Origin of the sequence: Amycolatopsis sp. NPDC051373, assembly GCF_040689465.1 — a bacterium.
GTDB lineage: Bacteria > Actinomycetota > Actinomycetes > Mycobacteriales > Pseudonocardiaceae > Amycolatopsis.
On the sequence record NZ_JBFBAE010000018.1, the window covers coordinates 56,713 to 83,035 of the forward strand.

Annotated in this window: 21 protein-coding genes and 1 pseudogene; 16 read left to right on the forward strand and 6 right to left on the reverse strand. The window is 70.7% G+C overall.

The features are described 5' to 3' along the window. Window positions 1-159: 159 nt before the first annotated feature. Both AB0383_RS30340 and gltB read right to left on the reverse strand, forming a co-directional pair. Complete coding sequence (locus AB0383_RS30340; RefSeq protein WP_366189177.1) at window positions 160-1,611, reverse strand: glutamate synthase subunit beta; 1,452 nt, start codon at window positions 1,609-1,611, stop codon at window positions 160-162. After that, complete coding sequence (gene gltB, locus AB0383_RS30345) at window positions 1,604-6,133, reverse strand: glutamate synthase large subunit (protein ID WP_364178598.1); 4,530 nt, start codon at window positions 6,131-6,133, stop codon at window positions 1,604-1,606. The genes AB0383_RS30340 and gltB overlap by 8 nt, the downstream gene beginning before the upstream one ends. A 601-nt stretch (window positions 6,134-6,734) precedes the next feature. On the opposite strand from gltB, the gene AB0383_RS30350 reads away from it, so the two are divergent. Then, window positions 6,735-7,361, forward strand: coding sequence for a YigZ family protein (locus AB0383_RS30350; protein WP_364178600.1), 627 nt, complete (start codon window positions 6,735-6,737; stop codon window positions 7,359-7,361). A gap of 62 nt (window positions 7,362-7,423) precedes the next feature. On the opposite strand, the gene AB0383_RS30355 is transcribed toward AB0383_RS30350, so the two are convergent. After that, the gene (locus AB0383_RS30355; RefSeq protein ID WP_364178603.1) at window positions 7,424-7,705 is read right to left on the reverse strand and encodes a hypothetical protein; all 282 of its coding nucleotides are present in this window, start codon (window positions 7,703-7,705) and stop codon (window positions 7,424-7,426) included. Window positions 7,706-7,869: 164 nt separating this feature from the next. Between AB0383_RS30355 and AB0383_RS30360 the strand changes: the two genes are divergently transcribed. Next, a complete protein-coding gene (locus AB0383_RS30360) occupies window positions 7,870-10,662 on the forward strand; it encodes an FAD-binding and (Fe-S)-binding domain-containing protein (RefSeq protein ID WP_366189178.1) in 2,793 nt (930 codons plus the stop codon). A 108-nt stretch (window positions 10,663-10,770) separates the two neighbouring features. Here AB0383_RS30360 and AB0383_RS30365 read toward each other — a convergent pair whose 3' ends face one another. After that, the gene (locus AB0383_RS30365; RefSeq protein ID WP_366189179.1) at window positions 10,771-11,340 is read right to left on the reverse strand and encodes a TetR family transcriptional regulator; all 570 of its coding nucleotides are present in this window, start codon (window positions 11,338-11,340) and stop codon (window positions 10,771-10,773) included. Window positions 11,341-11,540: 200 nt separating this feature from the next. On the opposite strand from AB0383_RS30365, the pseudogene AB0383_RS30370 reads away from it, so the two are divergent. The 5 genes and pseudogenes from AB0383_RS30370 to AB0383_RS30390 all read left to right on the forward strand — a co-directional run. Next, window positions 11,541-12,542, forward strand: a pseudogene (locus AB0383_RS30370) (hypothetical protein); the annotation flags it as partial. Between the two features lie 261 nt (window positions 12,543-12,803). Further along, a complete protein-coding gene (locus tag AB0383_RS30375; protein ID WP_366189237.1) occupies window positions 12,804-13,457 on the forward strand; it encodes a toxin glutamine deamidase domain-containing protein in 654 nt (217 codons plus the stop codon). Window positions 13,458-13,475: 18 nt separating this feature from the next. Next, window positions 13,476-13,910, forward strand: a complete 435-nt coding sequence (locus tag AB0383_RS30380; RefSeq protein ID WP_366189180.1) for a YrhB domain-containing protein — start codon at window positions 13,476-13,478, stop codon at window positions 13,908-13,910. 165 nt (window positions 13,911-14,075) lie between these two features. Next, window positions 14,076-15,266: a cytochrome P450 gene (locus AB0383_RS30385; RefSeq protein WP_366189181.1), complete on the forward strand. Its 1,191-nt coding sequence runs from the start codon at window positions 14,076-14,078 to the stop codon at window positions 15,264-15,266. Between the two features lie 2 nt (window positions 15,267-15,268). Further along, window positions 15,269-15,484 carry a ferredoxin gene (locus AB0383_RS30390; RefSeq protein ID WP_364178617.1) on the forward strand — a complete coding sequence of 72 codons (216 nt, stop codon included), beginning with the start codon at window positions 15,269-15,271 and terminating at the stop codon, window positions 15,482-15,484. Window positions 15,485-15,532: 48 nt separating this feature from the next. On the opposite strand, the gene AB0383_RS30395 is transcribed toward AB0383_RS30390, so the two are convergent. After that, window positions 15,533-16,255: a hypothetical protein gene (locus AB0383_RS30395; RefSeq protein WP_366189182.1), complete on the reverse strand. Its 723-nt coding sequence runs from the start codon at window positions 16,253-16,255 to the stop codon at window positions 15,533-15,535. A gap of 251 nt (window positions 16,256-16,506) precedes the next feature. On the opposite strand from AB0383_RS30395, the gene AB0383_RS30400 reads away from it, so the two are divergent. The 9 genes from AB0383_RS30400 to AB0383_RS30440 all read left to right on the forward strand — a co-directional run bounded on the left by AB0383_RS30400 (window position 16,507) and on the right by AB0383_RS30440 (window position 25,347). Next, the gene (locus tag AB0383_RS30400) at window positions 16,507-17,826 is read left to right on the forward strand and encodes an MSMEG_0569 family flavin-dependent oxidoreductase (RefSeq protein WP_366189183.1); all 1,320 of its coding nucleotides are present in this window, start codon (window positions 16,507-16,509) and stop codon (window positions 17,824-17,826) included. Then, a complete protein-coding gene (locus tag AB0383_RS30405) occupies window positions 17,826-18,662 on the forward strand; it encodes an amidohydrolase family protein (RefSeq protein WP_366189238.1) in 837 nt (278 codons plus the stop codon). The genes AB0383_RS30400 and AB0383_RS30405 overlap by 1 nt, the downstream gene beginning before the upstream one ends. A gap of 3 nt (window positions 18,663-18,665) precedes the next feature. Continuing rightward, entirely contained in the window at window positions 18,666-19,178 is a 513-nt protein-coding gene (locus tag AB0383_RS30410) for an MSMEG_0572/Sll0783 family nitrogen starvation response protein (protein ID WP_220243137.1), read from the forward strand. Between the two features lie 9 nt (window positions 19,179-19,187). After that, complete coding sequence (locus AB0383_RS30415) at window positions 19,188-20,264, forward strand: MSMEG_0568 family radical SAM protein (protein WP_366189184.1); 1,077 nt, start codon at window positions 19,188-19,190, stop codon at window positions 20,262-20,264. 1 nt (window position 20,265) lies between these two features. Then, a complete protein-coding gene (locus tag AB0383_RS30420) occupies window positions 20,266-21,639 on the forward strand; it encodes an MSMEG_0567/sll0787 family protein (protein WP_366189185.1) in 1,374 nt (457 codons plus the stop codon). 105 nt (window positions 21,640-21,744) lie between these two features. Beyond that, complete coding sequence (locus tag AB0383_RS30425; protein WP_364178631.1) at window positions 21,745-22,572, forward strand: carbon-nitrogen hydrolase family protein; 828 nt, start codon at window positions 21,745-21,747, stop codon at window positions 22,570-22,572. Then, window positions 22,573-23,403 (forward strand): carbon-nitrogen hydrolase family protein, encoded by an 831-nt coding sequence (locus AB0383_RS30430; protein ID WP_364178634.1) that lies wholly within the window; start codon window positions 22,573-22,575, stop codon window positions 23,401-23,403. 2 nt (window positions 23,404-23,405) lie between these two features. Continuing rightward, window positions 23,406-24,461: an MSMEG_0565 family glycosyltransferase gene (locus tag AB0383_RS30435; protein WP_364178636.1), complete on the forward strand. Its 1,056-nt coding sequence runs from the start codon at window positions 23,406-23,408 to the stop codon at window positions 24,459-24,461. 40 nt (window positions 24,462-24,501) lie between these two features. Then, window positions 24,502-25,347, forward strand: a complete 846-nt coding sequence (locus AB0383_RS30440) for a hypothetical protein (protein WP_366189186.1) — start codon at window positions 24,502-24,504, stop codon at window positions 25,345-25,347. Here the strand turns inward: AB0383_RS30440 and mtnA are convergent. Then, window positions 25,332-26,318: an S-methyl-5-thioribose-1-phosphate isomerase gene (gene mtnA, locus AB0383_RS30445; protein ID WP_366189187.1), complete on the reverse strand. Its 987-nt coding sequence runs from the start codon at window positions 26,316-26,318 to the stop codon at window positions 25,332-25,334. The genes AB0383_RS30440 and mtnA overlap by 16 nt on opposite strands. Window positions 26,319-26,323: the final 5 nt, after the last annotated feature.

Sequence of the window (26,323 nt, forward strand, 5' to 3'; positions counted from 1 at the left end):
GGGCCGGGCGAACACGGCGCCGTTGCCGTGACCACCCGGGTCCGGGGCGGACCGCGGACGGTCCACTGAGGACAAGGCAGGCGCAACAACGCTGGTGCGCCTGCCTCGGGCTGAGGGGGTCGTGGCGGACGCAGCAACGTTGGTGCGCCCACCACGGGGTCACGCGATCGGCCGGTCCGTCGGCGCGATCGGGGCCGGGAGGAAGGCCCGGCCGGTGAGGAAGGCGTCGACGCCGGCGGCGCACGAGCGGCCCTCGGCGATGGCCCACACGATCAGCGACTGGCCGCGGCCCATATCGCCGGCGACGAAGACGTTGTCGACGCTCGTGCGGAAGTCCTTGTCGCGCGCGACGTTGCCGCGCTGGTCGAGGTCGACGCCGAGGTCCTCCAGCAGGCCCGAGTGCTGAGGGCCGACGAAGCCCATCGCCAGCAGCACGAGCTGCGCGGGCAGCTCGTTCTCGCTCCCCTCGACCGGGACGAACTTGCCGGCCTCGTTGCGCACCTCCACGAGCTTGAGCGCGCGGACGCGACCGTCCGCGTCGGCCAGGAACTCCTGCGTGTTCACGGAGTACAGGCGCTCGCCGCCCTCTTCGTGGGCCGAGGAAACCCGGTAGATCATCGGGTACGTCGGCCACGGGTGCGCGTCCGAACGGGCCTCGGGCGGCCGCGGCATGATTTCCAGCTGCGTGACCGAACGAGCGCCCTGGCGGTGCGACGTGCCGACGCAGTCCGCGCCCGTGTCGCCGCCGCCGATGACCACGACGTCGAGGCCCTCGGCGGAGTACTCGACCTCGTCGAGGTCACCCGACGCGACGCGGTTGGCCGGCGGCAGGAACTCCATCGCCTGGAGGATCCCGTCGTGCTCGCGGCCGTCGATCGGCAGGTCGCGCCACGCGGTCGCGCCGCCGGCGAGCACCACCGCGTCGTGGTTCGAGCGCAGCTGTTCGACGGTGACGTCCACGCCGACGTTCACCGACGTCCGGAACTCGGTGCCCTCGGCCCGCATCTGGTCGAGCCGGCGGTCGAGGCGGAACTTCTCCATCTTGAACTCGGGGATGCCGAAGCGCAGCAGCCCGCCGATCTTCTCGGCCCGCTCGTAGACCACCACGCTGTGGCCCGCTCGCGTGAGCTGCTGCGCCGCGGCCAGCCCGGACGGCCCGGACCCGACGACGGCGACCTTCTTGCCCGTCTTCGCCACCGGGATCTGCGGCGTGACCCAGCCTTCGGCGAAAGCCCGGTCGATGATGGAGATCTCGACGCGCTTGATCGTCACCGGGTCGTCGTTGATGCCGAGCACGCACGCGGTCTCGCACGGCGCCGGGCACAGCGTGCCGGTGAACTCCGGGAAGTTGTTGGTCGCGTGCAGCCGCTCGGCCGCCTCGCGCCAGTCTTCCCGCCACACCAGCGTGTTCCACTCGGGAATCAGGTTCCCGAGCGGACAGCCCTGGTGGCAGAACGGGATACCGCAGTCCATGCACCGCCCGGCCTGCTTCTCCAGCTTGGTCGACGCGAAGTCCTCGTAGACCTCACGCCAGTCCATCAGCCGAAGATCGACCGGACGGCGCTTCGGTTCTTCACGGGTGGTGGTCAGAAAGCCCTTGGGGTCAGCCATGTGCGGCCTCCATGATCGCCTCGTTCACATCGCGCCCATCCCGCTCCGCCTGAACCTGAGCGGCGAGCACGCGCTTGTAGTCCTTCGGCATGACCTTGCCGAACCGGTCGACGGCGGCGTCCCAGTCGGCGAGCAGCTCGCGCGCGACCGCGGACTCCGTTTCGTTGTAGTGCTTCTCCACGGTCTCGCGCAGGAAGTCGGTGTCGTCGGCGTCGAGCGGGTCGATGTCGACCATCTCCGGGTTCACGCGGTGCGCCGGCAGGTCGAGCACGTAGGCGATGCCGCCGGACATGCCGGCCGCGAAGTTGCGCCCGACGGCGCCGAGCACCACCACTCGCCCGCCCGTCATGTACTCGCCGCCGTGGTCGCCCACGCCTTCGACGACGGCCAGCGCGCCCGAGTTGCGCACGCAGAACCGTTCGCCGACCTTGCCACGGATGAAGATCTCGCCGCTCGTGGCGCCGTAGGCGATCACGTTGCCCGCGATGATGTGGTCCTCCGCCGCGAAGGAGACCTCCTTGGGCGGGCGCACGATCAGCCGTCCGCCCGAGAGGCCCTTGCCGACGTAGTCGTTGCCGTCGCCGATGAGCCGCAGCGTGATGCCCTTCGGCACGAACGCGCCGAACGACTGGCCCGCGGTACCGGTGAACGTCACGTCGATCGTGTCGTCCGGCAGGCCCTCACCGCCCCACTTCTTCGTGAGCTCCGAGCCCAGCATGGTGCCGACGGTGCGGTTGACGTTGCGCACCGGCAGCTCCAGCCGCACCTTGTCACCCGAGGAGAGCGCGCCCTCGGCGAGCTGGATCAGCGTGTTGTCCAGCGCCTTGTCGAGCCCGTGGTCCTGCTTCACGACCTGGTGGCGCGCCGCGCGCGGGGCCAGCTCCGGCACGTGGAAGATCGGCGACAGGTCGAGCCCGGCCGCCTTCCAGTGGTCCACGGCCTTGCGCTTGTCGAGCACCTCGGCGCGGCCCACCGCCTCTTCGATCGACCGGAAACCCAGCTCCGCCAGGTACTCCCGCACTTCCTGGGCGATGAACTCGAAGAAGTTCACCACGTACTCGGCCTTGCCGCTGAACTTCTCGCGCAGCTTGGGGTTCTGCGTCGCGACGCCCACCGGGCAGGTGTCGAGGTGGCACACGCGCATCATGATGCAGCCCGAAACCACCAGCGGCGCGGTCGCGAAACCGAACTCCTCGGCGCCGAGCAGCGCGGCGATCACGACGTCGCGGCCGGTCTTGAGCTGCCCGTCGGTCTGCACCACGATGCGGTCGCGCAAGCGGTTGGCCAACAGCGTCTGCTGCGTCTCGGCCAGGCCCAGCTCCCACGGACCGCCCGCGTGCTTGATCGACGAGAGCGGCGACGCGCCGGTGCCGCCGTCGTGGCCCGAGATGAGGACCACGTCGGCGTGCGCCTTGGACACACCCGCCGCGACCGTGCCGACGCCGACCTCGGACACGAGCTTCACGTGGATGCGCGCGGCCGGGTTGGCGTTCTTCAGGTCGTGGATCAGCTGGGCGAGATCCTCGATCGAGTAGATGTCGTGGTGCGGCGGCGGGGAAATCAGGCCGACACCGGGCGTCGAGTACCGCGTCTTCGCGATCCACGGGTACACCTTCGCGCCGGGCAGCTGCCCGCCTTCACCGGGCTTCGCGCCCTGCGCCATCTTGATCTGGATGTCGTCGGCGTTCACGAGGTACTCGCTCGTCACGCCGAAACGGCCCGAAGCGACCTGCTTCACCGCGGAGCGGCGCTCGGGGTCGTAGAGCCGTTCGGCGTCCTCGCCGCCTTCGCCGGTGTTGGACTTGCCGCCGAGGCGGTTCATCGCGATCGCCAGCGTCTGGTGCATCTCCATCGAGATCGAGCCGTAGGAGATGGCGCCGGTCGCGAAGCGCTTCACGATCTCCGAGACCGGTTCGACCTCCTCGATCGGCACGGGCGGGCGCTCGCCGGTCTTGAAGTCGAACAGCCCGCGCAGCGTCTGCAGCTTCTCGGACTGGTCGTTGACGGCCTTCGTGTACTCCTTGAAGACCTCGTACTTCCCGCTGCGCGTGGAGTGCTGCAGCTTGAACACGGTCTGCGGGTTGAACAGGTGCGGCTCGCCTTCGCGGCGCCACTGGTAGTCCGAGCCGGTCTCCAGCTCGCGGTGGCTCGCGCGCACACCGTCACCCGGGAACGCGCGGCGGTGGCGCTGCTCGACCTCGTCGGCGATCGTGTCGAACCCGACGCCGCCGAGCCGCGAGGTGGTGGCGGTGAAGCAGGTGTCGACGATGTCGGCACCCAGGCCCACGGCCTCGAAGATCTGCGCACCGGTGTAGGAGGCGACTGTCGAGACGCCCATCTTGGACATCGTCTTGCGCACGCCCTTGCCGAGCGCCTTGATCAGGTTCGCGGTCGCCTGCTTCGCCGTGACGCCCGGGATCAGGCCCTGGTGGGCCATTTCCTCGACCGTCGCCATCGCGAGGTAAGGGTTGACCGCGGCCGCGCCGTACCCGACAAGCAGCGCGATGTGGTGCACCTCGCGCGCGTCGCCGGCCTCGACGATGAGGCCCACCTGCGTGCGTGTCTTCTCCCGCACGAGGTGGTGGTGCACGGCGCCGGTCAGCAGCAGCGACGGGATGGCCGCGTGGTTCTCGTCGACGCCGCGGTCGGACAGCACGATCAGCCGCGCGCCGTCCTCGATGGCCTCGGACACCTCGGAACGGATCTCGTCGAGCCGCTGAACGAGCGCTTCGCCGCCGCCATGGACGTTGTAGCGGCCGAGCACCGTCACGGCCTGGAACTCTGGCAGGTTGCCGTCGTCGTTGACGTGCACGAGCTTGGCGAGCTGGTCGTTGTCCAGCACCGGGAACGGCAGCACGATGCGCCGGCACGACGCCGCGTTGGCCACGAGCAGGTTCGGTTCGGCGCCGACCTGCGTCCCGAGCGCCGTGATGAGCTCTTCGCGGATCGAGTCGAGTGGCGGGTTCGTGACCTGAGCGAAGAGCTGGATGAAGTAGTCGAACAACGGCCGTGAACGCGAAGACAGCGGCGCGAGCGGGGAGTCGTTGCCCATGGAGCCGATCGGCTCCGCACCGGTGCGGGCCATCGGCTCGAGGATGGCCTCGAGCTCTTCCTCGGTGTAGCCGAAGGACTGCTGACGCCGGACGAGCGCGGCGTGCAGCGGCACCTCGCGGTCGCGCTCGGGCAGTTCTTCCAGGCGCAGCAGGCCGCCCTCCACCCACTCGTCGTACGGGTGCGCGGTGGCGAGCTGGCCCTTGATCTCCTCGTCCTCGATGATCCGGCCCTCGACCGTGTCCACGAGGAACATGCGGCCCGGCTCCAGCCGGCCCTTGCGCACGATCGTCGACTGGTCCAGCTCCAGCACGCCGACCTCGGAGGCGAGCACGACGAGGCCGTCGTCGGTGACCCAGTAGCGGCCGGGGCGCAGGCCGTTGCGGTCGAGGACCGCGCCGATCTGCGCGCCGTCGGTGAACGCCACCAGCGCCGGTCCGTCCCACGGCTCCATGAGCGTGGAGTGGAACTCGTAGAAGGCCCGCCGGGCGGGGTCCATTTCCTGGTGGTTCTCCCAGGCCTCGGGGATCATCATGAGGACCGAATGCGGGAGCGAACGGCCGCCCAGGTGCAACAGTTCGAGCACCTCGTCGAACGAGGCGGAGTCGCTCGCGCCGCGCGTGATGACCGGGTAGATGCGTTTGAGGTCGCCGGGGATGAGGTCCGTTTCCAGCAGGGCCTCGCGGGCGTCCATCCAGTTGCGGTTGCCCTTGAGGGTGTTGATCTCGCCGTTGTGTGCCACATAGCGGTACGGGTGCGCGAGCGGCCACGAGGGGAAGGTGTTGGTGGAGAAGCGGGAGTGCACGAGGCCGATGGCGCTCGTCACGCGCTCGTCCTGCAGGTCGAGGAAAAACCGCTCGACCTGGTCCTCGGTGAGCATTCCTTTGTAGACGATGGTGCGCGAGGACAGTGACGGGAAGTACACGTCATCGTCCACGAGTTCGTGCTCGGCGCGCTTGCGCACACAGAAGGCCGACCGCTCGAGCCCGAGGCCGTCGCGGTTGTGCCGGCGCCCGGCGAGGAACAGCTGTGTGAGGTGCGGGCGCGTCTCGGCGGCGGTCGGGCCGCAGTGCGCGGTGTCCACGGGCACCTCGCGCCAGCCGACCACGCGCATGTCCTCCTCGGCGGCGATCCGCTCGATGGTGGTCATGGCCCGGCCGCGGCGCTTCTCGTCGCGGGGCAGGAACGCGGTGCCGACGGCGTACGCGCCCTCTTCGGGCAGCGTGAAGTCCACGACCTCGCGGAAGAACGCGTCGGGTACCTGGATCAGCAATCCGGCGCCGTCGCCGGTGTCGGGCTCGGCGCCGCGCGCTCCGCGATGCTCCAGGTTCCGCAGTGCGACCAGGGCTTTCGCCACGATCTGATGATCTCGGCGACCGGCGAGATCGGCGACGAAGGCGACTCCGCAGGCGTCGTGCTCATACGCGGGGTCGTACAGACCGGTGGAACCGGCAGTGGAACGGTGGGTCACGGCTGGCCGCCTCCCAAGGCGTTGGCGCGACCGGTACTCACTCCATCGGGTGGTTCGACACTGAACCGGTTAACGAAGTGGTCCGGAACCGCGATGGTCAGTCGAGAAGGGGAAACCGCCCTTGAAGCCGGCTCGGTCGACATCGACCGGGCTGCGGCAGGGGCGGTTCCGGGTACAGCCGCACAGCATTGGGCGGCCACAAGTTACGTCAGCGCCGCGTTCTACGCCAGTGCTCTGCCTGACGATCGGCGCTGTTGTTCTCGTCGGTGCAGCAGTCCTTCGGTGGTGCAGCGGTTCGCTGCGGCTGCGCACGCGCGGTTCGGTCAGCCTGTGTGGTGGGGGCCGGCCGGGCGCGTGGTGTTACCCCCGGGTTCGCCGGGTCTTATGACGATAGTGTGAATTCGCTGTGTTCGACATATGTCGTTGCGCCCGGGTGGGAAATGCCACGCTTACGTTGACGGCTCCGCGGGTATGCCCATATGTCGGGCCACGTCTCCCGACCACTGGTCAGTAGCCGCGCTGACCTGCGCAAACGGCTGCGCGGGTCGCGGGTTGTGCCGCGGGTGGAGCTGGTTGACTGGACACATGAGGCGAATCGTCGATGGCTGATCGTTATCTCTCCGTGGCGAGCCCGGTACTGCATGAGATCGAGATCAAGCGCTCCCGGTTCCTCTGCGCGCTCGCTCCGGTGGCCGACGAGGCGGCCGCGCGGGCCGTGATCGCGGCCCGGCGCAAGGCCGAACCGGCGGCGCGCCACCACTGCCACGCCTTCGTCCTCGGCGCGGGCGGCCGTACCCAGCGCTCCAGCGACGACGGCGAACCGGCCGGCACCGCGGGCGTCCCCATGCTGGAGGTGCTGCGCCGGCGCGAGGTGACCGACACGGTCGCCGTGGTGTCGCGTCACTTCGGCGGGGTGCTGCTCGGCGCGGGAGGTCTGATCCGCGCGTACGGGCAAGCGGTGTCCGACGCGCTGGACGCCGCGTCCGTGGTCGAGTACCGGCGCCTGCTGCTGTTCGACGTCGAGGTGGACTACACCCGCTCGGGCCGGCTGGAGAACGACCTGCGTGCTTCGTCGTATGTGCTGCACGACACCCGGTTCGAGGCGTCGGCGCACTTCGAGGTCGGCCTGGCTCCCGGTGAGGAACCGGCGTTCGCCGCCTGGCTGGCCGACCTGACCGGCGGAACGGCGGAGGCTGTCGAACTCGGGGAGGAATGGGTGCGTTCCTGACGGACGCCTCCGCTGCGGAACCGCCGTGGGGTGCCGGGAATCGCGCTCGGTGCGCGGCCGGCTCAGGCGGCGGTGACCGCCCCGGACCGAGTGGCTTCGTTCAGCGCCACCATCCCGGCCGCGGTCAGCACGGCCAGCACCAGTTCGCCGCACGGCCCTTCGGCCGCGGCCTCGATGAACCCGCGCCGCACGAGCCGGCGGGTGGTGGCCTGGTCGCAACAGCTCAACCCGTCGACGTACAGGTCTGGCTCGCAGCTGCAGCTGATCTCGGCCCGCCCCGACGCGACGGCTCTCAGGGTGGCCCGCTCGCGGTAGTTCAGCTCACTCGAGTCTTCACTTTGCATCGCGGTGCCTCCTTCCTTCGCTGCTCCAGTAGAACCCGCACCACCGACAGTTTCCGTCCCGACAGGCCCGATGTCGTGCATTTCACGTGTTCTCTGGGGTGATGTCGGGATTTTCCGGGGTCCCCCTGTGCCGCCCGGAGGACGGCGTGTCTTGAATGGAGGGCGTGCGAATCCTCAGCGACACCGCCACGCTGGCGCTCTACACCACCGACGCGTCGAACTACCGCCACGTGCCGCTCGGCGTGGTGCTGCCGGAGACGGTGGACGACGTGGTCGCCGCCGTCGCGGCGGCGCGCGAGCGCGGGGCGCCGCTGGTGCCGCGTGGCGGGGGCACGAGTGTCGCGGGGAACTCGTGCGGGCCGGGGATCGTGGTCGACACGTCACGGCACGTGCGCGGGATCGAGTGGATCGATCCCGAAACGCGGCTCGCGCGCGTGGCGCCCGGCACGGTGCTCGACGACCTGCAGGCGGTGGCGGCGCCGCACGGGCTGCGGTTCGGGCCGGACCCGTCCACGCACAGCCGTTGCACGATCGGCGGCATGATCGGCAACAACGCCTGCGGTTCGCACTCCGTGGCGTGGGGCCGGACCGTCGACGTCGTGCGTGAGCTCGACGTGCTCCTCTACGACGGCACGCGGCTCACGGTCGGGCCGACGACACCGTCCGAAGTGGACGCCCGGGCCGGTCTTCCGGGCACCGAGGGTCGGGTGTTCACCGAGCTGCGTTCGCTGGTGCGGGACAACCTCGCTTTGCTGCGCACCGAACTGTCGAGCTTCTCCCGGCGCGTCTCCGGCTACGGGCTGGAGCACCTGTTGCCGGAGAACGGGTTCGACGTCGCCAAGGCGCTGGTCGGCAGCGAGGGCACGTGCGTGACGGTGCTGGGGGCGACCGTCGCACTCGCCGAGCTGCCGAAGCACCGCGTGCTGGCGGTGCTGGGTTTCCCGTCCGACATCGACGCGGCCGACGCGGTGCCGGGGATCCTGCCGTGGTCGCCGCTGACCGTCGAGGGCGTGGACGCGGAGCTCGTCGCGATGCTGGAACCCGGTCGGGCGCAAGGACTTCCGCCGGGCGGGGCGTGGCTTTTCGTGGAGCTGGCGGGTTCCTCGCCGGCCGAAGCCGCTTCGCGGGCGCGGGAGCTGGCGGCTTCGCTGGGTGGCGCGCTCACGGGTTCGGTGGTGCTCGACGACCCCGCGGCGCAGCGCCGGTTGTGGCGTATCCGCGAGGACGGGGCGGGGTTGGCCACGCGGCTGGCCGACGGCGCGGAAGCCTGGCCCGGCTGGGAGGATGCCGCGGTGCCGCCCGAGCAGCTCGGCTCGTACCTGCGGGGGTTCAAGGAGCTGATGCGCGAGCACGGCCGCCGCAGCGTGGTCTACGGCCACTACGGCGAGGGCTGTCTGCACCTGCGGCTCGACTTCGACCTGCTGTCCACGCCGGGGAAGGCGCAATTCCGGAAGTTCCTGGAGCAGGCCGCGGATCTCGTCGCCGCACACGGCGGTTCGCTGTCCGGCGAGCACGGCGACGGGCAGGCGCGTTCGGAGCTGCTGGGCCGCATGTACAGCCCGGAGATGATGGCGTTGTTCGGGCGGTTCAAGGCGATCTTCGACCCGGAGGGCCGGATGAACCCGGGCATCATCGTGGACCCGCGGCCGGTGGACGCCGACCTGCGCGTGCGCCGCGCGCCGCTCGCGCTCGAAGACGTGACGGTGCTCGGTTACCCCGAGGACCGCGGCAGTTTCGGCCAGGCGATGCGGCGGTGCGTCGGCGTCGGGAAGTGCCGCAACACCAGCGGCGGTGGTGTGATGTGCCCGAGTTACCGCGCGACGCGCGAAGAACGACATTCCACGCGCGGACGCGCACATCTGCTGGCCGAGATGGTGAACGGCGAGGTGATCAAGGACGGCTGGGCGTCCGAGGAGGTCGCCGAGGCGCTGGATCTGTGCCTGTCGTGCAAGGGCTGCCTGTCCGACTGCCCGGTGGACGTCGACATGGCCACCTACAAGGCCGAGTTCCTGCACCAGCACTACCGCGGGCGGCGGCGCCCGGCGTCGCACTACTCGATGGGCTGGCTGCCGATGTGGCTGCGCGCGGTGTCGCTCGCGCCGCGCGTGGCGAACTTCTTCTCTCGCCGCCGCTGGGCTGCCGGGCCGCTGAAGCGGTTGGGCGGCATCGCGGCCGAACGCGACCTGCCCACGTTTGCCACCGTGCCGTTCACGCGGGCCCGTCGCGACTTGCGCCGCTGGGCGACGGGTGAGCGGCGGGTGGTGCTGTGGCCGGACTCGTTCAACAACTACCTCACGCCGGACGTGCTCGAAGCCGCGACCGAGGTGCTCACGGCGGCCGGGTACGACGTGGTCCTGCCCGACCGCGGTGTCTGCTGTGGACTGACGTGGGTGTCGACGGGCCAGCTGGACGTGGCGAAGCGCGTGCTGCAGCGGACGTTGACGGTGCTGCGGCCGTATCTCGAAGCCGGCTACGAGGTGGCGGGCCTGGAGCCGAGCTGCACGGCGCTGTTCCGGGGTGACCTGGCGGCTTTGCTGCCCGGCGATCCCGTCGGCGAGCTGCTGGCCTCGCGAACCCGGACGTTCGCCGAGCTGCTGGCCGACGCGCCGAAGCCGCTGGAGGTGTCGCTCGACGTCGAGACGATCACACAGGTCCACTGCCACCAGCACGCCGTGCTCGGCTTCGCCGCCGACGAAGCGGCCATGGCGGCGGCGGGCGTGCGCAACACGACGCTGGACTCGGGGTGCTGCGGGCTGGCCGGGAACTTCGGGTTCGAGAAGGGACACTACGAGGTGTCCAAGGCCGTGGCGGAGGACCGCTTGCTGCCGGCGGTGCGAGGGGCCGCGGAGTCCACTGTGGTGTTGTCCGACGGGTTCAGCTGCCGGACGCAGATCGCGCAGGAGTCGGGCCGGCAGGCGGTGCACCTGGCGGAGTTGCTGCGGCGGGCGTTGCGTTAGCCGGTGCCCCACCAGGTTTCGGCGAACGAGCCGAGGGCCGGCGCCATGGTCGGAATGGTCCGGTCAGCTGCGTGACTGAGCTGGACCCGCTCGCGGTGCTGCTCCGGCTTATTCGCTGCGCTCCAGCAACGTCCGCACCGCCGGCCCCGTCAACCGGGCCACGTCCTCCGGCGAGGCGCTCGCCAGGGGGTCCTTGCGGGTGACCGCGCGGACGAGGCCGATGCCGAGCAGCCAGGCCAGCGCGAGGTCGGCGCGGAGGGCGGCGTCGGGCTCGTCGGTGAGGGAGGCCAGGGCGCGGGCGTATTCCTCGCCGAGCTGGTCGCGCAGGGCGGCGCCGGCGCCGTCGGTGCCGGTGGAGCGCAGGTAGGTCTCCAGGGAGCGGTCGCGGCGTTCGGAGTCGTCCTTGAGGAGGCTGCGCAGGGTTTCGGCGAACAGGTGCTCGGGCGGGGTCGCCTCCAGCTGGGCGAAGCCGCCGCGGGTCATGACGGACTCGAAGAGGGCTTCTTTGCTGCCGAAGTAGCGGAACAGCAGCGCCTGGTTCGCGCCCGCGCGCCCGGCGATGTCGCGCACGGTGGTGCGGTCGAAGCCGCGCTCGGCGAAGAGTTGTTCGGCGGCGTCGAGCAGCGCCGCTTTCGTCGCCGCGGCGTCTCGCTTCCGGGCGTGCGATTCTGCGGTCATGACGCCTCCCGTTCGCGCACGAGGTTAACCGCACTGCGAGTGGTGAGGGCGCATCGGCGCCGCGTCACGCGGGCGGGCAGGGTCGATCGTGCACTCATTCGGGTGGGTTTGTGCGCGGCGACACATCACTGTGGTGAACCGACGGCCCCCGTGCGGCCGTGATGAGATGAGATCAAGTTCAGGGCACGAGGAGACACCGCATGAGCAATCCGCTGATTGCGCCGACCGTGGATTCGACCAAGGCGTATTCGGGGATTTCGCTGCTGGAGACCGCGAACGACCTCTCGACGGCCATCGAGTCGGGCGACTGGGCGTCGGTCGCTATGGGGGCGGTGGGGACCGCGCTCGACGCGTTGTCGGTCGCGATGGACCCCTTCGGCGCGATCCTGGCCGCGGGTGTGTCGTGGCTCATGGAGCACGTCGGACCGCTCAAGGACGCGCTCAACGGCCTCACCGGCAATGCCGACCAGATCAAGGCGCAGTCCGAGACGTGGGCGAACGTCGCCAAAGAGCTCGGCAGTGTGGCCTCGGACCTGACCGACGCCGTGAACGCCGACCTGCAGTCGTGGTCGGGCTCCGCGTCGGACGCGTACCGGCAGCGTGCGCAGGACATCGGCACGCTGCTGCAGTCCGCGCAGAAGGGCACCGAGGGCGCGTCGTCCGGGGTCAAGACCGCGGGTGAAGTGGTCGCCGCCGTCCGGACGCTCGTGCGCGACATCATCTCCGAGCTCATCGGGCACCTGATCAGCTGGGCGCTGCAGGTGGTGTTCACGCTCGGCATCGGGCTGGCGTGGGTGGTTCCGCAGGTCGCCGGCGCCGTCGCGAAGACGGCGTCGCAGATCACGGGCCTCGTGACGAAGCTGGTCAAAGCGCTCAAGGCCCTGGTCCCGCTGCTGAAGAAGGCCGGGACGCTGTTCGAGGACGCGGGCAAGGCGCTGAAAGGCCTCAAGGGCGGCAAGGTCGCCCCGCCGCCGAAGACCAAGGACCTCAGCGGCACCCCGACGGCCCCGCCGGTGAAAACCGCCGGTGACGGCGGTGGCGCGCCCAAGGGCGGCGGCTACGAGGGCACGCCGAAGGACTACACCCTACCCCCGGGCAAGTCGGGCGCGGACGACTCGACCAAGGCGTCCGGCTACGAAGGCTCGCCGAAGGACTACACCCCGCCGCCCGCCGCGAAGTCGGCCGACGACACGCCCGGCGGCTCGGGCTACACCGGCTCGGGATCCGACTTCACGCCCCCGCCGGCGAAGTCAGGCGGAGGCGGCGGCACACCCAAGTCGGGCGGAGGCGGCGGTACCCCGAAGTCGGGCGACACCACCCACACGTCCGGCGCGGGCGCGGACGCCCCGAAATCTCCGCCGCCCCGCAGCCCCGACCCCGTCGACTCGCCGGTGCACGGCCTCGGCGACACCACCAGCTCGTTCTTCAACAAGGTCGGTGGTGTCTTCGTGCCCGGCAACAAGGTGAAGGCTTCAGCCGGCCCGGGTGGGACGACCAGGCCGTCGATCAACGCCGACACCCTCGGCGCAGGCAATTTCGCGAGCAAGTACTACCCGAACCTCAACAAGCTGAACCCGACCAAGGACGGGAAGAACTGCACGCTGGCCATCACGTCCGTCGACGACATGCTGGGCGGCAAGGTCAAGCCCGCCCCCAAGCTGCCCGAGGACCAGACGATCGGGACCGCGGTCGGGCCGAACCACCCGTTGCGGCAGAAGAACCCGAACGCCGGGCGCCCGGAGGACCTGGACAACTGGGACCAGGTCATCGACAAGGCGAGCGAGTACCCCGGCAGCAAGGGCTACGTCATCGTCCACCGCGACGACCGCAGCTCCCACGTGATGAACGTGGTCAACACGGACAAGGGCGTCGTTTTCCTCGACGGGCAGTCGGGCAAGCTCGGCAAGCTGGACACCGACCCACGAAACCTGCAGTACTTCCGCTACGACCCGCCGACGCACGGCGCGCAGGGCCCGCCGCCCGGGTGGACGCCCCCGCCGGCCGCGGCGCCGGCGCCCCCGCCCGCGCCGAACCCGGTGCCGGCCCCGGCCGCGGGAAACAACATCGACGACGTCTACCAGGACTGGCTCAAGGCAGACCAGCACTTCAACGGCTGATTCGGACAGGCGGAAGACATGCAGAAACAGGATGCCGTGGCGATCGCGACGCGGTTCATCGCCGACCAGGTCGGCCCGGAGCTCATCCACCCCGTGGTCGGGCGGCTCGTCGTGGAAGAGGAATACGTGTCGGAGCACGAACTGGCGTGGATCGTGCCGTTCAACAGCGTCGCTTTCCTCGAGGACGGGGACTTCGACAAGGCGTGCATCCCGAGTGTGATCGCCGTGCCGCGCAACGGGTTGGCGGCGTTCCTCCCGCCGTCTTCGCTGCCCGTGCGCGAGTTCCTGGACGAGGTCGTCGCCGGCGGCGGTGACCTGGGGGAGTGGACCGGGACCGCGCCCGAGGCGCCGGCCATCCCGCCGGGCGTGCACGAGCAGGTGCTGCACGGGCACCTCGATCCCGAGACGGGGATCTTCACCGGCGGCCACACCCGTGGGGACGGCCCGCGGTAACTCGCCAGGCACCGGGGCGGGGTTCGAGCGCGCCCAACCGATGGTCACGGACAGTCACGTTGATCTTCCGCTGCGCAGCGGCTGACAAGCTGCGCCCGACTCGGTACGGTGGTTGTAAGCGCGCGCTTACAAACCGGACTTTCCGTCAGATTGGGAGTTCTCCACATGACCACCACGCAGTCGGAGCCGCTTGCGTACCCGTTCAACGAAGAGGCGGGGCTCGCGCTGAACGCGGCGTATGCCGCCGCCCGTGACGCGGAGGGCATGATCCGCGTGCAGATGCCGCACGGTGAGCCCGCCTGGCTCGCCACGCGGTTCGCCGACGCCCGGCTCGTGCTGGGCGACCGGCGGTTCTCACGCGCGATGTCGGAGCAGAAGGACGAGCCGCGGATGGCCGCGCACCGGCGTCCGGGCGGCATCCTCACCATGGACCCGCCGGACCACACGCGGCTGCGCACGCTCGTCGCGAAGGCGTTCACCGTCCGGCGCGTGGAGCTGCTGCGGCCGCGCGTCGAGGAGCTGGCGACCGGGCTGATCGAGGACATGAAGGCGGCCGGGCAGCCCGCCGACCTGGTCGACGCATATGCGCTGCCGATCCCCGTCGCGGTGATCTGTGAGCTGCTCGGCGTGCCGACCGAGCACCGCCCGAAGTTCCGCGTGTGGAGCGACGCCGCGCTGACCACGAGCGGCCTGACCGCCGAGGAGTTCCAGCGCAACCGCGAAGAGCTGCGCGCGTACATGTCGGGCCTGATCGCGCAGCACCGCGAGCAGCCGCAGGACGACCTGATGACGGCCCTGATCGAGGCGCGCGACGTGCGCGACCGGCTCACGGAGCTGGAGCTGGTCGACCTGTGCGTCGGGATCCTGATCGCCGGCCACGAGACCACGGCGAGCCAGATCCCGAACTTCGTCTACGCGCTGCTCGACCAGCCGGAGCAGTGGAAGAAGCTCGTCGAGGACCCATCGCTGATCAACGCCGCCGTCGAGGAGCTCCTGCGCTTCGTCCCCCTGGGCGCCGGCGCCGGCTTCGCGCGCTACGCCACCGAAGACGTGCAGGTCGGCGACGTGCTCGTCCGCGAGGGCGAACCGGTGCTCGTCGCGATCGGGGCGGCCAACCGCGACCGCCTCCAGTTCGGCGACGCGGACACCCTCGTATTCGACCGTGAGGACACCCACCACCTCGGCTTCGGCCACGGCGTGCACCACTGCCTCGGCGCGCCGCTCGCCCGCCTGGAGCTGCAGGAGGCGCTGAAGGCTCTCACGCGCGAAATGCCGAATCTCCACCTCGCCGGCGATATCGTGTGGAAAACCCAGATGCTGGTCCGCGGACCACGCTCCATGCCGATCGGGTGGTGACGATGACCTGGAAAGTGGAAGTCGACGAACACACGTGCATCGGCTCCGGCATGTGCGCCTCGCTGATGCCGGAGCTCTTCGCCCTGGACGGCCCGGTCGCCCACACGTTGGCGGACACCGTCGCGCCGGATGAGACCGCCCTCGACGCCGCGGACTCGTGCCCGGCGATGGCGATCACGATCACGGATGGCGCGGAGGTTGTGGGGCCACGGCCTTGAGGTGGTGAAACAGGGCCCTTCCGCTGCCGGCGGAGGGGCCCTTTTCGATTACTTCACCGGCAGGTACGCGGCGACGTCGGCGAGCGCCTTCAAGGTCTCACGCGGCACGTGCCCAGTGGCTTGATCGGCTTCGGCGACGACCAGGCCGGTACCGTCGGGACGGTCGGAGTAGTTGAGGCCGGTCATGCGGACACCGGCCAGCCCGAGTGTCACGGCGGCCTCCAGCGGGCGGACGTCGCCACTGCCCTGCACAGTCTCGACTTGACGGAATTTGCCTGCCTGCGCCTTGGTCTTGAACCCGACACGTACCACCGAGACGACCGCCGCGTTGCCATGACCGTCTCCGACGGCCAGGAGCATCCGGCCCAGCGATGTGCACGGGGTCTTGGCCAGGAACTCTCGGACCCGGCCCGACGCGGCGACCAAGCAGTCGGCCTCACGTTCGAGCTTGCGTTCGACCTTGCGCTCGAGCTCCTTGAACTTCAGCCGGCTCCACGCGTTCTTGGCATCGCCCTTGCGTGCGCTTTCCTGCCCGGACTTGGTTCGGGCCTTCAGCGAGCGTCCCGGCAGCGAGTCCACGACGTCGCCTGCGGTGTTCCCGGCCAGCGAGTCGGCGGCCGCATCCACTGCGGCTCCGCCCTCGGCACCTCCGAGCGCTCCGGTGCCAGCAACGCCACCGAACAACATCAGGCCGGCGACTGCGACGGCGACGCCCTTGCCGCTGCCTCTGATGTAGATGTGCTGGCCGTTCTTCGTGATCCAGCGTCCCACTCGAGTTCCCCTCGCTCGCTCGCGGCGCTGCGCCCGCGGAGGAGCGCCCTGAGCTCACACGCCTGAGACGCCTGAAGGGTTGTCCTGCCTGACGTCACTCGATCGGGTGAGGCGGGCGCCGCGATTTCTTACCCCCACCCGAAATCGTGTTAACGCGCACCACCGGGAACCGTAACTCTGCGCGGTGCATGTAACACGGCGGTGTTCCGGATGAAACGGTTCGGACTCCGCCCGGCGGTGCACTGTGCGGCATGAACTTCCAGCTCGACGGCCTGCACCGGCCGGTGATCGTGGTCGGCGGCGGACAGGCGGGGCTCTCGATGTCCCACTGCCTGACGACCGCCGGGGTCGGGCACGTGGTGCTCGAGCGCGCGAGCGCTGGGCACGAGTGGCGAGAACGCCGCTGGGACAGCTTCTGCCTCGTGACGCCCAACTGGCAGTGCCGGCTTCCCGGTTTCCCCTACCCGGGCGATGATCCGGACGGGTTCATGGTGCGCGACGACATCGTCGCCTACCTCGAAGACTACAAGAAATCCTTCGACGTGCCGATCGTCGAGGGGGTCGAGGCCACGCGCCTGACGAAGGTGCCCGGCGGCGGGTTCCGCGTGGCCACCACGCAGGGTGAGCTGACGGCGGACCACGTCGTGGTGGCGACCGGCCCGTACCAGGTGCCGCTCAAGCCGCGGCTGGCCGAGCGGTTGCCGGCCGCCACGGCGCAGCTGCACAGTTCCGAGTACCGCAACCCGGAGCAGCTGCCCGATGGTGAGGTGCTCGTGGTCGGCACCGGCCAGTCCGGTTGCCAGATCGCCGAGGACTTGCACCTCGCCGGCCGCCGCGTGCACCTCGCGGTGGGGTCGGCGCCGCGGGTGGCGCGGCGTTACCGGGGCCGCGACGTGGTGGCCTGGCTCGACGACATGGGTTACTACGCCAGGGGAATCGACGAGTTCGCCGACGCCGACGCCGTCCGGTTCCGCGCCAACCACTACGTCACCGGGCGCGACGGCGGCCACGACATCGACCTGCGCGCGTTCGCCCGTGAGGGCATGCAGCTCTACGGGCGTCTCACCGACGTCCGCGACCGCACCCTGACCTTCGCTCCCGATCTCCGGCGCAACCTCGACGCGGCCGACGCCGTGTCCGAAGGCATCAAGGACTCGATCGACGCCTACCTCACCCGGGCGAACATCGAAGCACCACCAGAACCCCGCTACACCCCCGTCTGGCAACCGGACGACGAGCCGCGAACCCTTGACACGAAAGGGATCTCCGCCGTCGTCTGGAGCACCGGATTCGGCCGGGACCACCGCTGGATCGACGTCCCGGTGTTCGACGGCAAGGGCTACCCGACGCACCGCCGCGGCGTCACGACCTGTCCCGGTCTGTTCTTCCTCGGCCTGCCGTGGCAGCACACCTGGGGCTCCGGCCGGTTCTGCGGCGTCGGCGCCGACGCGGAATATCTGGCGCGGCGCATCGTCGCGGGCGAGCGCGCGGCCGACGTCCGCTGGATCTCCGGCACACCACGCAACACCGAGCCGGCCGACGACTGGGTCGCCCCGAGGACGGTCGCGTGATGCAATGGATCGCCGACGCCCACCGCCACCTCGGCGTGCTGCCCGCGTACCCCTTCTACGGCGGCCCGCCGGTCGCCCCGGCCGTCGGTGCGCGCGCGACGATCGACGAGCTCCTGTCCGATTTGGACCGCGAAGGCACCGAACGCGCCCTCGTGATCCCCAACTACGGCGTGCCCGACCCGGAGATCGCGTTCTCCTTCAACGAGCTCTGCGTCGAAGCATCCGGAAAGGACGACCGGATCGCCGCGGCCCTGTGGGTGTCGCCTCGAAAAGAAGACGCCGCGAGAACCGACCAGGCGCTCAAGCTCGCCGGCGAACCCGGCGTCCGCGCGCTCAAGCTCAGTTTCCTCCTCGGCGGCCGCGCGAGCGACCCGGCCTGCAAACCTCAGCTCGACAAGGTCTTCGCCGCCGCCCGCGAACACGACCTCGTCGTCCACGTCCACACCTCGCCCGGCGCCGCGTCCGATGTGGACGAAGTGGGCAAGCTCGTCGACGAATACGCCGACCACGCGAAGCTGCACCTCGTGCACTTCGGTGGTGGCATGAGCGGGCACATCAAACTCGCCGGCGGCCGCTTCTTCGACTGGATCGCCGCCGGCAAGCAGGTCTACACCGACCTGTCCTGGGCGATCGGCTTCACCCCGCGATGGCTGGCCGAGGAGATCTCCCGGCGCGGGATCGGGCACGACCGCGTGCTCTTCGCCTCCGACGAGCCGTGGGGCGACCACGAGGGCGAGCTCGCGAAGCTGACCGCGGTGGTCGGCGACGGCGAGCTGGCCGACCACGTTTTCCGGAGCACGTTCGAGGTGCTGTACGGACCGAAGAAAGGGAAATGACCGATGGCCGAGCTGACCGACCTCGAGAAGACCAGCCTCGACGAGATTCCGCACCCGTCTTTGCCGCAGGGTTCGAACCTCTACGGCGCCACCAAGATCTTCCCCGACTACCAGGCGGAGAACGGGGAGACCTACTTCACCCTCGTGCACGGCATCGCGCACGAGTCGTCGGTGAGCTTCGTCGCGATCCTGCAGGCGACCCGCGCACTGCGCAAGGGTTTCGAGACCGCGATCTACTTCTACGGCCCGGGCTCGCTCAACTGCCTGGCCACGCGCGGGTTCCCCACCACCGGCAACGCCGCGTTCCCCGGCGAGCTGAACATCAACGACCAGCTCAAGACGTTCATCGCCGAAGGCGGCAAGGTCTACTGCTGCCGCTTCGGGCTTTCGCTGCACGGCGCGCGCGAGGAGGACCTCATCGAGGGCGTGATCCCGGCACACCCGCTCGACGTGCAGGACGCGTTGATCCACTACGCGCGCAAGGGCGCGATCATCAACTCCACGTACATGTTCTAGGAGGCGGGCGTGCGCGTTGGCACCACTACCGAGGAATTTCTGGACACCCGCGCCGACATGGCCGTCCGCGGGGTGCGGATGGACGCACCCGTGCAGCGCAGCAAAGGCGCCGGGCCGAGTGACGACGGGCACCTGGTCGTCGACGGTGCCAACGCCACGCTGCCGCTCAACGACGAAAGCCCCTACCAGGTACGGGAAGGACGTGTCTTCCGCGGCTCGCTCGACCTCGGCCTCAGCGTCGAGCCCGTGGCCCGGCCGAAGTTCTACGACCTGTCCACCGCGGACGGGGTGCCCTACCCCAAGATCGCGCTGCTGCACGGGAAGGACGTGCTTGCGAGCACCGTCGTGCAGACCTGCATCCGTTACGTCGAAGACCAGCGCTGCCGGTTCTGCACCATCGAAGAGTCGCTGCGCGCCGATTCGACGGTCGCGGCCAAGACCCCGGCGCAGCTCGCCGAGGTCGCGGAAGCGGCCGTGCGGCTCGACGGGATCAAGCAGATGGTGCTGACCACCGGGACCACGGCCGGGCCGGATCGCGGGGCGCGGCACCTCGTGCGCTGCGTGCGCGCGGTACTCGAGGCCGTGCCCGGGCTGCCGATCCAGGTGCAGATCGAGCCGCCCGGCGACCTCGCCGTGCTGAGCCAGCTGCGCGAGGCGGGCGCGACGTCGATCGGCATCCACGTGGAGTCGCTCGACGAGGACGTGCGCCGCCGGTGGATGCCCGGCAAGTCGAGCGTGCCGATGGCGGAGTACGAGGCGGCGTGGGACGAGGCCGTGCGCGTGTTCGGCCCCAACCGCGTGTCGACGTACCTGCTGATCGGCCTCGGTGAGGATCCGGATGAGCTCGTCGCGGGCGCCGGTCGGCTGATCGAGCGGGGCGTGTACCCCTTCGTGGTGCCGATGCGGCCGATGCTCGGCACGCTTGCCCGACGCGACGGTGCGGTGGCCCCGACGCCCGCGTTGGTCCGTGACGTGACGCGGCGGGTGGCCGAGCTGTTGCGGGCCGCGGGGATGACCGGAGCCGACCAGGGAGCGGGTTGCGCGGCTTGCGGAGCGTGCAGCGTCCTCAGCGCGGCGGGAGGCTGACGTGGACCACGACATCCTGGCGTTGCTCGGCGATTCCCGCGGCGGCGCTGCCCCACCTGAGTTCCGGATCGAACCGGCCGACCACAGTGGACTGACGGCGTATCGCGCGTTGCGGCACGAGACGTTCGTCGAGCGCCAAGGCCTGTTCGCGAGCCATGACGTCGACGACCGCGACACCGACCCGCGGACACTGGTGCTCGTGGCGCGCGACGAGGCCGGCACCGTGCTCGGCGGCGTCCGGCTCGGCCCGGCGCAAGACGGCCCGGACTTCGGCTGGTGGACCGGTGGACGGCTGGTCGTCGCGCCGGGCAGCCCGCACGGTGTCGGACGCGCTCTCGTGCGGGCCGCGTGCGCGCGGGCCGAATCGGAAGGCGCGCTGCGGTTCGAGGCGACGGTGCAGGTGCAGAACGAGCGGATGTTCACGCGTCTGGGCTGGCAGCACGTGCGGCCGGTCACGGTCGCGGATGTCCGGCACATCCTGATGCGGTGGCCGATCGGCCGCGTGGCCACGCTGGCGCGGGCCACCAAACGTCCACTGGGGACACTGCTGCCCGGCCTCACCGGCAGCCCGGGCTTCTTCGGTGACGACGGCGTGCCGATTCCGGGTAGTGACCTCGTCGCGGCGTGCGACGCGATCGTGCCGTCGATGGTCGAGCGCGATCCGGAGTGGGCGGGCTGGTGCTCGGTGCTGGTGAACGTGAACGACCTCGCGGCGATGGGCGCGGAACCCGTTGCGCTGCTGGACGCTCTGGGTGCGCGGGACGCGTCGTTCGCGGCGAGAGTCCTTTCCGGACTCCGGAAGGCGAGCAGCGCGTACGGGGTGCCCGTGCTCGGCGGGCACACGCAGTTCGGCGTCCCGGCGTCGCTGGCCGTCACCGCGCTGGGCCGCGCTGCCGAGCCGGTGCCCGGTGGCGGCGGGAAACCCGGGCAGGCGCTCTACCTGACCGCCGACCTCGAGGGCCGCTGGCGGCCCGGATACACCGGGCGGTTATGGGATTCGACGAGCTCACGGCGCACACCCGAGCTGCGTGACCAGCTCGGCGCCGTCGCCCGGGCGCGGCCCGCGGCGGCGAAGGACGTGTCGATGGCGGGCCTTGCCGGCACGCTCGGGATGCTCGCCGAGGCGTCGGGCTGCGGCGCGGTGCTGGACGTCACGAAGGTGCCGCGCCCGGCCGGGACGACGGTGGGCGACTGGTTCACCTGCTTCCCGGGCTTCGCGATGCTCACGGCCGGGGCGCCCGCTCCGGCCCGCGCCGCCGTGACCGCCGAATGCGGTGAGCTCGTGGCGGGATCCGGCGTGCGGCTGCGGTGGCCGGACGGCGAGGTGACCACCGTCGTGGACGGCGGGGTCACGGGGTTGGGGGAGGCAGCATGAGAACTGCTTGCAGGTCCGAATCATCGAACACCATGCTCGCCGACGGTGTGATGCTGCCGCGCCTTGGCGTGTCCGAAGAGGAGGCGGCATGACCGAGGAGAGAACATGAGCACGGTGCGGATGGCCGCGGTGGCGGCGCCCTTCGACCGCGACGTCGAGGGCGACTTCGCGCGGATCGAGAAGCTGATCGGCGAGGCCAGGTCCGAGGGCGTCGGGCTGCTCGCGCTGCCCGAGGCGGCGCTCGGCGGGTACCTCGCGAACCTCGACGGTGGCGCGGAGGGCCCGCCCGCGCTCGACCCGGCGGGCCCGGAGATCCGCCGCCTGGCCGAGCTGGCAGGCGACCTCGTGGTCACGGCCGGGTACTGCGAGCGCGACGGCGACCTGCGCTACAACTCGGCCGTGTGCGTGACCGGCGACGGCGTGCTGGGGCACCACCGGAAGGTGCACCAGCCGTTGTCGGAGGACGCCAGCTACGGCGCGGGCAGCGGGTTCGCCGCGTTCGACACGCCGGTGGGCCGGCTGGGCATGATGATCTGTTACGACAAGGCGTTTCCGGAATCGGCACGGGCGCTGGCGCTCGATGGCGCGCAGGTGGTGGTGTGCATGTCGGCGTGGCCGGGCAGCCGGACCAACCCGAGTGCCGACCTCGCCGAGGACCGGTGGAAGCGCCGGTTCGACTTGTTCGACCGGGCCCGTGCGTTGGAGAACCAGATCGTGTGGGTCTCGGCGAACCAGTCGGGGACGTTCGGCGACCTGCGGTTCGTGGCGAGTGCGAAGATCGTCGATCCGGGTGGTGAGGTGCTGGCCGACACGGGCGTGGGCGAGGGGCTGGCGATCGCGGAGCTGGACGTCGCCGCCGCGTTGGCGGGTGCGCGCCGGGCGATGGCGCACCTGGCCGACCGCCGGCCCGCCGCGTATACCGTGGGCGGGTGAATGGGCCGGCTCCGGATCGCCGCCGTGGCCGCGCACTTCGGGCGTGACCTCGAGTTCGACCTGCGGCGCATCGCCACGTTGATCGACCACGCGCGCCAGAGCGGCGCCGATCTGCTGGTGCTGCCCGACGCGGCGCTCGGCGGCTACCTCGCCGACCTGCGCCACCCCGACCCGGACGCGCTGCCGCCGGCGCTCGAACCCGGCTGCCCCGAGCTGAAAACGGTGCAGGCGCTGGCGGCGGAGATGACCGTGTGCGTGGGTTACTGCGAGGCTGACGGTGCGCGCCGCTACAACGCGGCCGTGTGCGTGACGGGCGACGGTGTGCTCGGCCACCACCGGAAGGTGCACCAGCCGCCGGGGGAGAGTGTCGCGTACGACGCGGGGGATTCCTTCACCGCGTTCGACACGCCGGTCGGGCGCGTCGGGATGCTGATCGACTACGACAAGACGTTCCCGGAGTCGGCGCGCTCGCTCGCGGTGGACGGCGCGGAGATCGTCGCGTGCCTCTCGGCGTGGCCGACGAGCATCACCGACCGGGCACCGCGGATGGCGCAGGACCGCCAGTCGCGGCTGTTCGACCTGTACGACCAGGCGCGCGCCGCGGAGAACCAGGTGGTGCTCGTGTCGTCCAACCAGACCGGCGCGATGGGTGGCATGCGGTTCCTCGGCCAGGCCAAGGTCGTCGGCCCCGGTGGCGAGATCCTGGCACGCACCTGGTCGAAGGCGGGGCTCGCGGTGGCCGAGGTCGACGTGGCCGGGGAAGTCGCGAACGCCCGCCGCGTGCTGCACCACCTGGGGGAACGCAAACCTTTCGCGTACCGGGAGGGCTGACGTTGCGCATCGCGTTGCTGAGCTATTCGACGAAACCCCGCGGCGGTGTGGTGCACACGCTGGCGCTGGCGGAGGCCCTGGCCGCGCTCGGCGAGGACGTGACCGTGTGGACCCTGGGTCGTGGCGGTGACAGCGGGTTCTTCCGGCCGGTGGATCCGCGGGTGACGACGATGGTGGTGCCGTTTCCCGAGGTGCCGGGCGAGTCGGTGGGTTCCCGGATCGTGCGCTCGATCGCGGTTTTGGGAACGGCTTTTCCGCGCGGTGAGTACGACATCGTGCACGCGCAGGACTGCATTTCGGCCAACGCCGTGGATCGTTGCGTGCGAACGGTGCACCACCTCGACACGTTCACCACGCCGGAGCTGGCCGCGTGTCACGAGCGGGCGATCACGCGGCCGTTCGCCCATGTGTGCGTGTCGGCGTCGGTGGCCGCGGAGGTGCGCGCGGGCTGGGGGATCGAAGCCACGGTGATCCCCAACGGCGTTGATGCCGCGCGATTTTCTTCGGCGCCGTACGGGGATTGGCGAGTGCGGTTCGGCCGGTATGTGCTCGCGGTCGGCGGAATCGAGCCGCGCAAGGGTTCTTTGGACCTGCTGGAGGCCGTCGCTTTTCTCGACCCCGCGGTACGCCTGGTGATCGCGGGCGGCGAGACGCTCTTCGACTACCGCGACTACCGCGAACGCTGGGACAAGCGGGCGGCCGCGCTGGGCGTGGATCCGGTGGTGCTGGGGCCGGTTGCGCACGACTCGCTGCCGTCGCTGGTCCGGTCGGCCGCGGTGTTCGCCTTCCCCTCGACGAAGGAGGGCTTCGGTCTGGCGGCGATGGAGGCTTTGGCCGCGGGGGTGCCTTTGGTGGCGCGTGATCTCCCGGTGCTGCGCGAGGTTTTCGGCGGGGTGGCCCGGTTCGCCGCCACGCCGCACGGCTTCGCGGCCTCGATCGAAGCCGCGCTGAATTCCGGGCCGGAAGACCGCGCGGCGGGCGTGGCTCTGGCTGAGCGCCACACGTGGTCCGCTGCCGCGCGGGCGCATCTGGAGTTGTACCGGTCGCTCGCGGGGTAATTGCCTTGCCGGGTGGCCGGTGGGCTGGTCCGATGTGGACGTGTTCGAGTTGAGGTGGGAACGCCCACTGCACCAGCGACCCGCGGCGGCGGACATCGCCGTCTCCGACGGTGACGTTCTGGTGCACGAACGGTCCACTCGCCTCGTCCGTCTCTCCGGCTCCGACGGCGCAGTGCGCTGGGACGTGCCGCTCGGCACGTGGCCGCGAGCCGTCGTCCTGGACGGCTCCGACGTGGTCGCGCTGCCTCAGCAACCCGGCCGCCTGTTCTGCCTCTCGTGGGCGGACGGCCTTCCTCACTGGACCAACGACGTCGGCTGGCTTTCGGGGCACGTCGTGGTGTCACCGGAGGTCGTGCTGGTGGGCGGCTGGCGCGGCTACACCCCGCTGCGCGGCCTGTCCCGCTCCACCGGCGAGCTTCTCTGGACCCGCTCCCGGGTCACCGTGCTCCCCGCGTGGTTCGCCGGCGGCTTCCTTGTCGGAGAACCACGCGGCGCCGGCGCCGAGCTGCTGCACCCCGGCACCGGCGAACCCACGCGGACCTGGCGGACCCACGTGCCGAACGCCGATGCCGAGCCGGTCTCCGAGGTGATCGATGAGTCCCACGCCCTGGTGAGCGGGCAGCCGCTGAACTCCGGTTCACGGCGAACGCGCCCGTCGGTCCCCCGCCCGACGAGCGGCGAACGACTGGCCGGCTCACTCGCCTTGCCGGGCACGGAAATCACCGTGACCCTCGACCGCGCCGGCCACCTCGAACACTGGTCACCCGACGGCACCCGCCTCGGCCGGGTCCGCGTGGCAAGGCGGGCGGAGGGCCTTCGCGTGCTCGGCCCGGACCGGATCGTGGTGGCGGCCAAGGGAACCATCGCGGTCTACGGCGTCGGCTGAGGCGCGCGGACGCCGTTTTCCGTCACCACCGCCGTGATGAGCGCGGCCGGCGTCACGTCGAAGGCCGGGTTGAAGACCTCGGCGCCCTCGGGAGCGATGCGGACGCCGCCGAACTCCGTGAGCTCCGAAAGCCGGCGCTCTTCGATCTCGATGTCCGCGCCCGTGGCGATCGAGGCGTCCACAGTGGACTCGGGGGCGACGACCACGAACGGCACCCCGTGGTGGGCGGCGGCGATGGCGAGGCCGTAGGTGCCGATCTTGTTGGCGACGTCGCCGTTGGCGGCGATGCGATCGGCGCCCACGAGGACGCAGTCGACGAGGCCGCGGGACATCGCGAGGGCGGCGGCGCCGTCGGGTTGGACCCGGTAGGGGACGCCGGCCTGGGCGAGTTCCCACGCGGTGAGGCGGGAGCCCTGCAAGAGGGGGCGGGTCTCGTCGACCAGCACGGACTCGACGAGACCCCGCTCGTGCAGGTGCCAGACGACGCCGAGCGCCGTGCCCCACGCGACGGTGGCGAGGTGGCCCGCGTTGCAGTGGCTCAGCAGCCGCAGCGGGCGGCGGGTGGTCTCGCGCAGCACGACTTCCGCCGCGTGGCCCGACGCGGCGCGGTTGAGGTGTTCGTCCTCGTCGAGCGTGGCCAAGGCCTCGGCGAGCACGGCTTCGGGGCCGTCGTCGAGCTTGCCGAGGGCACGGGTGACACCCCAGCGGAGGTTGACGGCCGTCGGGCGGGCGCTGGCCAGGCGTTCGGCTTCGGCCCGCACAGTGCTGTCCGAGCCACCCGCGAACGCCGCCAGCGCGACGCCGAGCGCGCCCGCAGCACCCAGGGCCGGGGCGCCCCGCACGGCGAGCCGCTGGATCGCGTCGACGAGCTCGTCGACCGTCCGCAGCTCCAGCGTCCGGTACGCGCCGGGCAGCGCGACCTGGTCGATGATCACGACAGCGCCGTCGGCCCAGCTCACGGTCCTGCGCATCTGTC